Here is a 13,405-nt window from a genome sequence, read left to right as displayed (position 1 = left end):
TAGAATAAAATGAAAAAACCAATTTTCTTTTTAAAAGTAGTACAATACCTAGTAATTTTTTTATTGGTTTTTTCTGTTGCCAGTTGTTCAAGTAACGACAGTCCGACGCCAACGCCAGATCCAGTGGTTCCACCAGTGGTAGTTGTACCAGGTTTTCCTGGGCCTACCTATCTGGATAATTACACCTCTATTGCCTCTTGGGGTTCAAATTCCCAATGGAATTTAGCCAACGTGCATGACCCAACTGTCGAGAAGTGTGGTGATTATTATTATATGTACCAAACCGACGCTTCCTACGGAAATGCGACGGATGGACATGGACATTTCTTTTACAGACGTTCCAAAGATCTTGTTACTTGGGAATTTATGGGATCTTCAATGACCACAGCTCCTGCTTGGGTAAAAGATTCCTTGAATAATAAAAGAGGTCGTATGGTTCCAGCTTTACCTGCCATTCAAAATCCAAATTACGGCTATTGGGCACCCTGTGTTCGAAAAGTGGGTAACAAATACAGAATGTATTATAGTATTGTGGTCGATAACCCTATAATAGGAACTGATTTTACTTACTCTTGGTCAGAAAGAGCTTTTATTGGTTTGGCCGAAACAGATGATTTAGCTTCTAATGTATGGACTGACAAAGGAATGGTGGTGTGTTCAGAACCTGACGGATTAAAACCATATTCTTTTACAGGTACCAGAAATTGGGAAAATGCTTATTTCAAGTTTAACGCTATTGATCCTAGTTTTATAGAAACTCCTCAAGGGGAACAATACTTAATATACGGATCTTGGCACTCAGGTATTGCGGCTCTTAAATTAAATCCAACAACAGGTAAACCAGACCAACTAAAAACGCTGAGTGATTATGGTACTCGTATTGCAACCCGAAACGCTACCAGTCGTTGGCAAGCCTCAGAAGGTCCAGAGATTATATACAATCCAGACACACAATATTATTATCTTTTTATGGCTTATGATGAACTTTCTGTAGCCTATAATACCCGTGTGGCCCGTTCCAAAACGATAACCGGACCTTATCTGGGAATTAACGGTGCCAATGTTACTGCTGGAGCCGATTGTTGGCCAATGGTAACACATCCATATTCCTTTAACAATCACACAGGTTGGGTTGGAATCTCACATTGTGCTATTTTCCAAAATCCAGACACAAAAGAATGGTTTTATTCTTCACAAGCCCGTTTACCAGAAAATGTACCGGGAATTGCAGTTTCTAATGCAATAATGATGGGACACGTTCGAGCCATACAATGGACCGAGGATGGATGGCCGGTAATTGCACCAGAGCGTTATGCCGCCGTACCTAAAACTACCATTAAAGAATCTTCATTTATAGGTTCTTGGGAGCAAATCACGATGAATTACCAGTACAAAACCATTCAAAAATCGGTTACGATATACTTAACAGCCGATAAAAAAGTGAGTGGTGGCGTTACAGGAACTTGGTCGTATGACAGTACCAATCAAACATTAACTGTGAATGGTATAAAATGCAAAGTAAGCGATGCCTGGGATTGGGAGGCTTCTCCTAGAAAAGTAACTTTGACCTATTCAGGACTTACCCCAGCAGGACTTCCGGTTTGGGGCAAGAAAATAAATTAATTTATCCTTTTTTAATATTTGATTAGTTAGTGAAAAATGCTCTTTCTATTTTAGGAAGGGCATTTGGATAAAAAAATTGACAACCAAATGAAAGGGCAAAATAGTATAACTAAAAACTAAAAATGAAAAATATATTTACAATTCTATTTTCTCTTGTTTTAATTTCATCCTGTAAAACAATAAAACCGGACGAAGCTAAGACTTCCGCCAATGCGGAAAATAATACCAAATCAATACAAATCAATAACCCAATAATTAAAGACAAGTTTACTGCCGATCCAGCCGCATTGGTTTATAAGGATAAAGTTTATTTGTATACTGGCCATGATGAAGCAGAAAACGATTTTCATTTTTATAAAATGAAGGAATGGTTGGTCTATTCATCATCTGATATGGTGAATTGGGAAGAACATCCCGTACCACTTAAAGTTTCGGATTTTGCTTGGGCAAAAAATGATGCCTGGGCTGGACAAGTGATAGAAAGAAACGGTAAATTTTATTGGTATGTTGCTATTTCCCATGCTACCATTGAAGGTAAATCCATAGGTGTTGCCGTTTCAGACAGTCCAACAGGACCTTTTAAAGATGCTTTGGGAAAAGCTCTTATTACGAATGACATGACAAAATACACGAATATTAGTTGGGATGACATTGATCCATCTGTAATAATAGATGATGATGGACAAGCCTATCTTTTCTGGGGGAATACCATTTGTCATTACGCAAAATTGAAGGAGAACATGATTGAGTTTGACGGTCCGATACAAACCATAACTTTACCCAATTATACAGAAGCCCCTTGGATTCATAAGCACAAAGATTTATACTATTTATCATACGCCTCCGGATTTCCTGAAAAAATTGCCTACGCAATGAGTAAATCCGTCAATGGACCCTGGGAATATAAAGGAATTTTGAATGAAATTGCAGGAAATTCGAACACAAACCATCAAGCCATAATTGATTTTAAGGGCGTTCCTTACTTCATTTATCATACTGGTGGAATCCAACCCAACGGTGGTAGTTTTCGAAGATCTGTTTGCATTGACAGATTGTATTACAATGAAGATGGTACGATAAAACGTGTAATAATGACTTCGGAAGGAATTCAAAAATAAAAAACACATTAGTTATGAAATTTTATAAATGCACACAAACAGTTCCAAAAAAGCTATTCTTTTTTTTTACGTTATTAATCACATCATTTTCTTGGGCACAAGATATTACTGTCCACGATCCGGTAGTCATTAAACAAAATGACACCTACTATTTGTACTGTACCGGTGAAGGAATCACTTGTTATAGCTCTAAAGATTTAAAAGATTGGAAACGGGAACCTTCTGTGTTTAGTGAAAAACCCGTTTGGACTGATACGGTGGTTCCAGAATTCAAAAATCATATCTGGGCACCAGATGTTTCATTTCATAACAACACTTATTATTTGTATTATTCGGTTTCTGCTTTTGCCAAAAACACTTCTGCAATTGGCGTTGCCACAAATACAACTTTAAATCCTAATGATGCTGCATATAAATGGGTAGATCACGGAATTGTAATCCAATCTGTACCGAATAGAGATAAGTGGAATGCAATAGATCCCAATTTGGTTTTTGACGAAAACAATACTCCTTGGTTGGCTTTTGGCTCTTTTTGGGATGGACTAAAAATGGTGAAATTAAATTCAGATTTACTGTCGAAAGCGCAACCAGAAGAATGGTATACCATAGCAAAACGTAAAAGAAGTTTTGAATTAGCGGATTCCAATCCTGGGGATGCCGCCTTAGAAGCTCCTTTTGTGTTTAAAAAATTCGGGTATTATTACTTGTTTCTTTCTTGGGATTTCTGTTGCAGAGGCAAAGACAGCACCTATAAAGTGGTGATTGGAAGATCAAAAAGTGTCTCTGGACCTTACGTAGATAAAGAAGGAAAACCTTTGAACGAAGGTGGTGGAACTTTATTAATTCAGGGAAATGAGAAATGGTACGGAGCAGGACATAATAGCACCTATACTTTTGACGGGAAAGATTATATTATATTCCATGCCTATGATATAAAACAAAAGGGAAGACCTGTTTTAGAGATAGAACAGTTGAAATGGGATGCTGATTTATGGCCAGTTTTGGCGCCACAGAATTAAAATAACTAATTTTAAGTAAAATGACTTTTTTAAAAACAACAACGATAGCAGCTTCATTATTAATGAGCGTATACGGCCAATGCCAACAGCGTTCAAAAAAATTGGATGCGCCAAAAAAGTTAGCCTATACCATTACTCCTGTAAACATTAAAAATGTAAAACTAACCGATGCGTTTTGGTTACCAATAATAAAAAAGGTTCAGGAAAAAACCATAGAATATGCCATCCATAAATGTGAAGAGGAAGGACGTTTGGATAATTTTCTAATTGCAGGGAAACAAAAAGAAGGAACGGTAAAAGGTCAAATGCCTTTTGATGACACCGACGTATACAAAATAATCGAAGGCGCTTCGAATACTTTAATAAGCGAACCCAATCCAAAACTGGATAAATTGTTGGATTCCCTCATAAGTATTGTGAAAATCGGACAGGAAAAAGATGGGTACTTAACCACCTGGCGTACCATAAATCCTGCCAAACCACCCGCTCCTTGGGTACCAGTAATTGAAGGAAAACGTTGGGAGTCCTTGCAAATCAGCCATGAATTGTACAATTCAGGTCACATGATTGAAGCCGCCGTTGTTCATTTTAAAGCCACGGGAAAGAGAAATTTTCTGGACATTGCCATAAAAAATGCCGATTTATTGGTTAAAACCTTTGGAGACGGAAAAGACCAAGTTCACGGAGTTCCGGGACATCAAATTGTGGAAACCGGCTTGGTGAAACTTTATCAAATCACTAACAACAAAGCCTATTTAAATTTGGCCAAATACTTTCTAGACAACAGGGGAAATCCCAAAAATCATAAATTATATGGAGCCTATTCCCAAGATGATATTCCTGTTGTGCAACAAGAAGAAGCTGTGGGGCACGCCGTAAGAGCCGTTTATATGTATGCTGGAATGACCGATATTGCTGCGATAGAAAATGATGAGGCTTACTATAATGCAGTCAAAAAAATATGGAAAAATGTGGTCACCAAAAAAATGTACATCACGGGAGGAATCGGTTCAAGACCGGAAGGAGAAGCCTTTGGCGAGAATTATGAATTGCCAAATCTCACCGGTTATAATGAAACTTGTGCGGCTATTGGCGATGTGTATTGGAATCATAGACTGCATAACATATCCGGAAATTCAGATTATTTTGATGTGATTGAACGCACCTTATACAACGGACTTATCTCTGGATTATCATTAGATGGAAAGAAATTCTTTTACCCAAATGCCTTGGAATCGGATGGGGTTTATAAATTCAATCGTGGCGAATGTACCCGCCAATCTTGGTTTGATTGCTCTTGTTGTCCAACGAATTTGATCCGATTTATTCCTTCAATTCCGGGATTGATTTATTCAAAAACTGAAGATACACTTTACGTGAATTTATACGCTTCGAATACGGCGAATATCGCTTTGGAAAATAATAATCTTGAGATTTCCCAAAAAACAAATTATCCTTGGGATGGAAAAGTTACACTTACTGTTTCTCCTAAAAAAGAAACTCCATTTACCATAAAGTTGCGTGTTCCAAGCTGGGCGCGAAACCAAGTTTTACCGGGAGATTTATATAGTTACAAAAACACTTCGACTGCGAAAACTACCGTATCCATAAATGGAAAACATGTCGCTTATAAAGAAGATAATGGATACATTACGATTACAAGAAAATGGAAAAAAGGGGAAACAATCCTTCTTAATTTTCCAATGGAAGTTAAAGAAGTGGTGACCAATGCAAAAGTGGAAGGCAACATCGGAAAGGTGTCATTGGAATATGGTCCGATAGTATATGCCATTGAGGAAATTGACAACCCAACCGCTTTCGACAAAATTGCCATCGATGCTAACGACACATTTAAAGTTGTAAAAGAGCCTGCTCTTTTGGAAGGTGTGAACACCATTCAAACTAAAAATTTTAAAGCCATTCCTTATTATTCTTGGTCGAATAGAGGAGTTGGAAAAATGAAAGTTTGGATAAATTATGAAGACAAAAAACAATCAAAATAGTATACTAAAATGAAAAATAATTTAATTACAAAAATTTCCCTTTGCAGTTTATTGCTCGTTGGTGTTCTTGCCAATGCCCAAAAGACAACATTAGAAGTTGATGTCGCAAAGACGATTGCTAAAATCCAACCCACTATGTACGGTGTCTTTTTTGAAGATATCAATTTTGCTGCCGATGGAGGATTGTACGCAGAAATGATCAAAAACAGGTCTTTTGAATTTGAAGCCCCACTTATGGGTTGGGAACAACCGAATAGTGACAGACATTCTTTTAATAAAGAATCAGGAATTGCCACAACAATCAAAGTTTTGGAAAATAAAACCAATCCTAATTTTTGCAGGGTTACTGTAAATGACGATAATGGATATGAACTTATAAATGAAGGATTTAGAGGGATGGGTATTAAAAAAGAGGCGAAGTACAATCTTTCTTTAAAAGCGGCAAACCATGACGGTACCATCAAAAAAATAATTGTACAATTTATTGATAAAGACAAAAAGGTTTTAGGCGAAACCAGCATTGTGCCAACATCATCAGACTGGCAAAATTACACGGCGCAATTTACGGCTACGGAAACAGAAGCAAAAGCACAACTGAAAATAACATTTAAAGGAACAGGAACGATAGATTTAGACATGATTTCTTTATTTCCGGAAGACACTTGGAAAAATAGAAAAAATGGTTTACGTAAAGATATTGTACAACTACTTTATGATATGAAACCGGGGTTTGTAAGATTTCCTGGAGGATGTATTGTAGAAGGAAGAACTTTGGCACAACGTTACCAATGGAAAAAAACTGTTGGAGATGTGGAAAACAGAGAAACATTAATAAACCGATGGAACAACGAATTTAGCCATAAACCGACTCCTGATTATTTTCAAAGTTTTGGATTAGGATTTTTTGAATATTTTCAACTTTCAGAAGACCTTGGAGCGCAGCCACTTCCTATCTTAAGTTGTGGAATGGCTTGCCAATTTAATACAGGCGAACTGGTTCCAATGGCAGAATTGGATCCTTATGTGCAGGATGCTTTAGACTTAATTGAATTTGCGAATGGATCCGTTGATACTCCTTGGGGTAGAATCAGATCTGAAATGGGACATCCAAAACCTTTTAATCTGAAATATATTGGTGTTGGAAATGAGCAGTGGGGACCACAATATATCGAAAGATTTAAAGTATTTGAAAAAGCAATCAAATCAAAATATCCAGCCATGACCATCGTTTCAGGAGCCGGACCATTTCCGGAAGGAGACTATTTTGATTACGGTAATCAAGAACTAAAAAAACTAAATGCTGAAATTGTTGACGAACATTATTATAAAAATCCAAAATGGTTTAGAGATAATGCAACCCGATATGATAGTTACGATAGAAAAGGACCTAAAGTGTTTGCAGGAGAATATGCAGCACAAAGCGTTGCAATAGCGAGCCCTGACAACAAAAACAATTGGGAATGCGCTTTTTCTGAAGCTGCCTTCATGACTGGATTGGAACGTAACGCCGAAGTGGTCAATTTGACTTCCTACGCCCCATTAATGGCGCATGCCGAAGCCTGGCAATGGACACCTGACATGATTTGGTTTAACAATTTAGAAGCGTATGGTTCTGCAAATTATTATGTACAAAAATTATTTTCAACCAATAAAGGGACCGATTTAATTGCGATAACTAAAGACGGAAAACCGGTAACAGGACAAAATGATTTATATGCATCAGCAGTAAAAGATGTAAATACAAAAGAAGTAATGCTGAAATTGGTAAATACATCCGCAAGTGCGCAAGATCTTAGTGTCAACTTAAAAGGAAAGAAATTGGTTTCTAAAGGAACCGTTATAACACTTAAGAGTGACAATTTAGAAGAGGTGAATTCATTTGCTTCTCCTAAAAAAATAAGCCCAACGGAAAGCGAATTTAAATTAAAAGGCGAAAAAGCGAATATTACTTTACCAGCTTATTCAGTAACGGTTTTGAAGCTGAAAATGAGGTAGTTCCGATGTGTTAAGTTTAAAAAAAGTAATGTCCTAACAAGGGATAAAGAGTTGAGTTGCTAAAGAATTAATAAAAATATAATATAAAATTATTTTACAAGTGTTTTGTGTACACTTATAAAATAATTTTATATTATATTTGTAATTATTTTTAAAAGATTTTTTGATGAAAAATTATGTTATAGGATTAGATTATGGAACAGATTCCGTTCGCGCTGTATTAATAGACACCGAAAACGGACAAGAATTGTCTTCAGATGTTTGTATGTATAAGCGATGGAAAAATAAGGAATATTGTAATGCATCAATAAATCAGTTCCGTCAACATCCCTTAGATCATATTGAAGGGTTAGAAATTACAATAAAAACCGTTGTTGCGGATAGCAATATAAATCCTTCTCAAATAAAAGGTATTTGCATAGATACAACAGGATCTTCACCTGTGCCGGTTACTGAAGATGGAACGCCTTTGGCTTTAACAAAGGGTTTTGAGAACAATCCAAATGCCATGATGGTGTTATGGAAAGATCACACGGCAATAAATGAAGCTAATGAAATCAATGAGCTTGCCGCTAAATGGGGAGGAGAAGATTTTACAAAATATGAGGGAGGGATTTATTCATCGGAATGGTTTTGGGCAAAAATTTTGCATATCGCCAGAGAAGATGAGGCAGTTAAAAATGCCGCTTACACTTGGATGGAACATTGCGATTTGATGACCTATTTACTTATTGATAACAAAGATTTAAAATCTTTCAAAAGAAGTCGTTGCGCGGCAGGACACAAAGCTATGTGGCATGAAGACTGGAACGGATTACCTCCAGAAGAATTTTTGGGTCAATTGCATCCTTATCTTGCAGCACTTCGAGGCAGATTATACGATGAAACCTATACTTCTGATGTAGTTGCCGGAAATTTAAACCAAGAATGGGCTACAAAATTAGGACTTTCAACAGATACCGTAATTGCGGTTGGAACTTTTGATGCACATTCTGGTGCAGTGGGTGCCAAAATAGATGAACATTCTTTGGTACGAGTTATGGGAACCTCAACTTGTGATATTATTGTATCGGCAAAAGAAGTAGTAGGGACAAAAACCGTTAAAGGAATTTGTGGACAAGTAGATGGTTCAGTTATTCCGGGCTACATAGGTTTAGAGGCCGGACAATCTGCTTTTGGAGACGTATTGGCTTGGTTTAAAGAAACGCTTTCATGGCCATTAGACAATTTAGTGTACACTTCTACCTTATTATCTGCAGAGCAAAAAGCACAACTAAAAGAAGAAGTTGAGTCTAATTTTATCAAAATATTAACCCAACAAGCAGAAGCAATTCCATTGTCAGAAAGCATTCCTACTGCCTTGGACTGGGTAAACGGACGAAGAACACCAGACGCTAATCAAGGGCTGAAAAGCGCTATTTCAAACATTTCTTTAGGCACGAAAGCACCTCATCTTTTCAAAGCTTTAATCAATTCTATCTGTTTTGGATCCAAAAAAATCGTTGACAGATTTGAAGAGGAAGGAGTTCGTATTGATAGCGTAATTGGTATTGGAGGAGTTGCCAGAAAATCACCATTTATTATGCAAACTTTGGCTAATGTCTTGAACAAACCTATCAAAGTAGCAGCATCAGATCAAGCGCCAGCATTGGGAGCAGCGGTTTATGCAGCAGTAGCGGCCGGAATTTATCCAAACGTAATTGAAGCCAGCAAGAAAATGGGAAGTGATTTTGAAAGCGAATATTTCCCGGAATCTGATAAAATAGAAATTTATCAAGAATTGATGGATTCATATTCCGAATTAAGTCAATTTATCGAAAGTATAACAAAATAAATACATCTAGAATGAGTTCAAAATATGCAGCTTTAAAACAAGAATGCTACGAAGCTAATATGCAATTGAATGCATTGAATTTAGTAGTTTACACTTTTGGAAATGTAAGTGCTGTTGACAGAGAAAATGGTGTTTTTGCCATTAAGCCCAGTGGTGTTCCTTACGAAGATTTAAAACCGGAAGATATTGTTATTGTAGATTTTGACAATAACATCATCGAAGGAAGTAAGCGCCCTTCATCAGACACAAAGACACACGCTTATTTATACAAAAACTGGCCTAATATTGGTGGAGTGGCTCATACTCACGCTACTTATTCTGTAGCTTGGGCACAATCTCAACTTGATATTCCGATTTTTGGAACTACCCACGCCGACCACTTAACAGCCGATATTCCTTGTGCTGCTCCAATGAGTGACGCACTTATCGAAGGAAATTATGAACACAATACTGGAATCCAAATTTTGGATTGTTTCAAAGAGAAAAATCTTTCTTACGAAGAAGTCGAAATGGTTCTCATTGGAAATCACGGGCCATTTACTTGGGGAAAAAACGCTGCAAAAGCAGTTTACAACAGTAAAGTTTTAGAAGTAGTGGCCGAAATGGCGCATCTAACTTTATTGATAAATCCAAATGCTCCACGATTGAAGGATTCTTTAATCAAAAAGCATTACGAACGCAAACACGGAAAAGATTCGTATTACGGACAAAAATAAATAGTTAACAAAAATAATTAACAAAAACATTTAATATAAAATGATAGATATATCTCAAAAAGAAATTTGGTTTGTAGTAGGAAGCCAAGAATTATACGGTGAAGAAACACTAAGAAAAGTAGCAGAACATTCCCAACAAATAGCAAAAGGGATTGATGCTTCATCACAGATACCTGTGAAAATAGTGTATAAAGATGTGGTAAAATCGCCTAATCAAATTACCAATGTTTGCTTGGAAGCTAATTCCAACAAAAACTGTATTGGTATTGTAGCTTGGATGCATACTTTTTCGCCAGCTAAAATGTGGATTGGCGGTTTAAGCATTCTTAAAAAACCGTTATGTCACTTGCACACACAATTCAATGCCGAAATTCCATGGGCTTCTATGGATATGGATTTTATGAACTTAAACCAATCGGCTCACGGAGACAGAGAATTTGGATTCATAATGTCAAGAATGCGCAAAAAACGCAAAGTTATTGTAGGACATTGGGAAGACGAAAGAGTTCAGAAAAAATTAGGAAATTGGACTAGAGTAGCTTTAGGTTGGGATGAATTGCAAAATTTGAAAGTCGCTAGAATTGGTGACAACATGCGCGAAGTTGCCGTTACCGAAGGAGATAAAGTTGAAGCACAAATTCGTTTTGGAGTTTCAGTAAATGGTTACGACTCTTCGGATGTGACCAAACATATCGAAAAAGTTACAGACAAACAATTAAACGATTTATTGGCCGTTTACGAAGCAGAATACAATTTAACTCCATCTATAAAAGAAGGCGGAGCGCAAAGACAATCTTTAGTAGATGCTGCAAAAATTGAATTGGGATTGAGAGCTTTCTTAGAAGAAGGTGGTTTCGGAGCTTTCACAGATACTTTTGAAAACTTAGGCGTTTGGAAACAACTACCTGGAATTGCAACTCAACGTTTAATGGCTGATGGTTATGGTTTTGGAGGAGAAGGAGATTGGAAAACGGCTGCAATGGTAAGAGCATTAAAAGTAATGAATGTAGGACTTGAAGGCGGTACCTCTTTCATGGAAGATTACACCTATCATTTCACACCTGAGAAATCTTACGTTTTAGGATCACACATGCTTGAAATTTGTCCTTCAATCGCTGATGGAAAACCATCTTGTGAAGTACACCCTTTAGGAATTGGAGGAAAAGAAGATCCAGCTCGTTTGGTATTTAATTCTCCTGCAGGAGAAGCTATCAACGTATCTTTAGTAGACATGGGAACTCGTTTTAGACTAATTGTAAACGAAGTGATAGCAGTAAAACCAATGGCCGAATTGCCAAAACTTCCAGTAGCGCGTGTATTATGGGATTGCAAACCTAACCTTGATATAGCTGCAACTGCTTGGATTCTTGCCGGAGGTGCTCATCATACGGTATACAGTCAAGCGGTAACTACAGAGTTTATGGAAGATTTCGCTGATATTGCAGGTATCGAATTAGTAGTTATTGACAACAATACCACCATTCGTAACTTTAAAGATACTTTGAATGCCAATGAAGCTTACTTTCATTTGTTTCAACACGGTCTATAAATAAAAAAGTCTGAAAGTCGAAAGTCAAAAATCCGAAAGTAAAGCTACTTTAAGATTTTAAAAACTTTTGACTTTCGACTTAATATTAACTAAAAAAAAACCAATTAATTATGAATGTATTAAAACGTTGCATTTATGGAATTTCCATAATGAGTTTAGCCTTTCTTAACATACAATGTAAAGGCAATCAAAAAGAAGAAAAACAAGTAAATAACCCTCAAAAAACAGATAGCGTGTCTATAGAAAAAAAGGAATACGGAACGACTCCCGCGGGTCAAAAAGTGGATATTTACACCCTTAAAAACCAAAAAGGGATGGAAGTGAACATCATGACTTATGGTGGGATTATTACTTCTTTGAAAGTTCCTAACAAAGCAGGCGTTTCTGAGGAGGTTGTAATCGGTTTTAACAATCTAGAACAATACACAAAAGCAAATCCGTATTTTGGAGCAATCATTGGTAGATATGGTAACCGAATTGCAAAAGGTAAATTTACTTTAGACGGAAAAGAATATTCATTGGCCATCAACAATGCGCCCAATGCTTTACACGGTGGGCCAGAAGGTTTCAATAGAGTGATTTGGACTGCCGAAGAAGCAAAAGGTGGAGATGTAGCAACATTGAAATTGAAGTATTTGAGCAAAGATATGGAAGAAGGATATCCTGGAAACTTGACTGTTTTTGTGACCTATACTTTAAAAAATGACAATTCATTAGACGTGCTTTATGAGGCTACAACAGATAAGAAAACGGTTGTAAACTTGACACAACACTCCTACTTCAACCTGTCAGGTGATTTCTCAAAACCGATTTTGGATGAGCAAATAACTATTGATGCAGACAAATTAGTTCCAATAGCTGCAACATTGATACCAACAGGTAAATTAACGGATGTAACCAATACGCCTTTCGATTTCAGAAAACCAAAAGCTATCGGGGCAGCCATCGAAGCCAAAGACGAACAGTTGAAAAATGGATTGGGTTATGACCATTGCTGGGTTTTAAATAATCAAGACAAAGGATACCGATTTGCCGCATCTGGATATGACGCAGGAAGCGGAAGATTACTTGAAGTTTATACGGATCAACCGGGAATACAATTTTATTCAGGTAACTTCTTAGACGGAACTTTGCCGATGAGAAACGGTGGAACCTATGCGCACCGAACTGGTTTTTGTTTAGAAACACAGCATTATCCAGATTCACCAAATCAAAAAGATTTTCCAACCACGGTTTTAAATCCTGGAGAAAATTATAAAACAAAAACGACATTTAAATTTTCAGTAAAATAATTTGTAAAAAAACGGATACTGGACGCTTTAAATGGATTATCTATTAAAGTCCAGTAAAAGGATTAACAATAATTAGTTAGTAAATTGGGTTAGTTAGTTCCCTCGGAAGTTTTCTTTCGAGGGTTTTTTTATTCTATTTTTCATTTCGTTATAATGCGTTTGGGCTGGTGCTTAATTCATATCATTATATGTTTTGTATTCCTTTTTCATTGTAACCCAACGCCAACTCCAAATTATACCATTGGTTAGTATATTT

The 13,405-nt window shown here is 36.8% G+C and carries 9 protein-coding genes; all 9 read left to right on the top strand.

Features of this window, described 5'->3' with window-relative positions:
* The first annotated feature begins 9 nt into the window (after window positions 1-9).
* A complete protein-coding gene (locus tag B2145_RS08935; protein WP_291101187.1) occupies window positions 10-1,623 on the top strand; it encodes an arabinan endo-1,5-alpha-L-arabinosidase in 1,614 nt (537 codons plus the stop codon).
* Between the two features lie 122 nt (window positions 1,624-1,745).
* Window positions 1,746-2,741: a glycoside hydrolase family 43 protein gene (locus B2145_RS08930; protein ID WP_291101185.1), complete on the top strand. Its 996-nt coding sequence runs from the start codon at window positions 1,746-1,748 to the stop codon at window positions 2,739-2,741.
* Between the two features lie 14 nt (window positions 2,742-2,755).
* Window positions 2,756-3,760 (top strand): arabinan endo-1,5-alpha-L-arabinosidase, encoded by a 1,005-nt coding sequence (locus B2145_RS08925; protein WP_291101182.1) that lies wholly within the window; start codon window positions 2,756-2,758, stop codon window positions 3,758-3,760.
* Window positions 3,761-3,780: 20 nt separating this feature from the next.
* The gene (locus tag B2145_RS08920; protein ID WP_291101179.1) at window positions 3,781-5,763 is read left to right on the top strand and encodes a glycoside hydrolase family 127 protein; all 1,983 of its coding nucleotides are present in this window, start codon (window positions 3,781-3,783) and stop codon (window positions 5,761-5,763) included.
* A gap of 9 nt (window positions 5,764-5,772) precedes the next feature.
* Window positions 5,773-7,758 (top strand): alpha-L-arabinofuranosidase C-terminal domain-containing protein, encoded by a 1,986-nt coding sequence (locus B2145_RS08915; protein WP_291101176.1) that lies wholly within the window; start codon window positions 5,773-5,775, stop codon window positions 7,756-7,758.
* Window positions 7,759-7,924: 166 nt separating this feature from the next.
* The gene (locus tag B2145_RS08910; RefSeq protein ID WP_291101173.1) at window positions 7,925-9,592 is read left to right on the top strand and encodes a ribulokinase; all 1,668 of its coding nucleotides are present in this window, start codon (window positions 7,925-7,927) and stop codon (window positions 9,590-9,592) included.
* Between the two features lie 11 nt (window positions 9,593-9,603).
* On the top strand, window positions 9,604-10,308 hold the full coding sequence (locus B2145_RS08905; protein ID WP_291101171.1) for an L-ribulose-5-phosphate 4-epimerase: 705 nt from the start codon (window positions 9,604-9,606) through the stop codon (window positions 10,306-10,308).
* Between the two features lie 40 nt (window positions 10,309-10,348).
* Window positions 10,349-11,857 (top strand): L-arabinose isomerase, encoded by a 1,509-nt coding sequence (araA, locus tag B2145_RS08900; protein ID WP_291101168.1) that lies wholly within the window; start codon window positions 10,349-10,351, stop codon window positions 11,855-11,857.
* Window positions 11,858-11,967: 110 nt separating this feature from the next.
* Entirely contained in the window at window positions 11,968-13,149 is a 1,182-nt protein-coding gene (locus tag B2145_RS08895) for an aldose epimerase family protein (protein ID WP_291101166.1), read from the top strand.
* Window positions 13,150-13,405: the final 256 nt, after the last annotated feature.

Source organism: Flavobacterium sp. UBA5153 (genome assembly GCA_002413745.1).
Lineage (GTDB): Bacteria > Bacteroidota > Bacteroidia > Flavobacteriales > Flavobacteriaceae > Flavobacterium.
Note: the sequence above shows the minus strand (reverse complement) of the source record. Positions and strands in the feature narration are given on the sequence as shown.

Bases quoted from the DNA above. Each gene is read 5' to 3' on its own strand.
- araA (WP_291101168.1), top strand. From the start codon at position 10,349: ATGATAGATATATCTCAAAAAGAAATTTGGTTTGTAGTAGGAAGCCAA.
- B2145_RS08925 (WP_291101182.1), top strand. From the start codon at position 2,756: ATGAAATTTTATAAATGCACACAAACAGTTCCAAAAAAGCTATTCTTT.
- B2145_RS08895 (WP_291101166.1), top strand. From the start codon at position 11,968: ATGAATGTATTAAAACGTTGCATTTATGGAATTTCCATAATGAGTTTA.
- B2145_RS08930 (WP_291101185.1), top strand. From the start codon at position 1,746: ATGAAAAATATATTTACAATTCTATTTTCTCTTGTTTTAATTTCATCC.
- B2145_RS08915 (WP_291101176.1), top strand. From the start codon at position 5,773: ATGAAAAATAATTTAATTACAAAAATTTCCCTTTGCAGTTTATTGCTC.
- B2145_RS08935 (WP_291101187.1), top strand. From the start codon at position 10: ATGAAAAAACCAATTTTCTTTTTAAAAGTAGTACAATACCTAGTAATT.
- B2145_RS08905 (WP_291101171.1), top strand. From the start codon at position 9,604: ATGAGTTCAAAATATGCAGCTTTAAAACAAGAATGCTACGAAGCTAAT.
- B2145_RS08920 (WP_291101179.1), top strand. From the start codon at position 3,781: ATGACTTTTTTAAAAACAACAACGATAGCAGCTTCATTATTAATGAGC.
- B2145_RS08910 (WP_291101173.1), top strand. From the start codon at position 7,925: ATGAAAAATTATGTTATAGGATTAGATTATGGAACAGATTCCGTTCGC.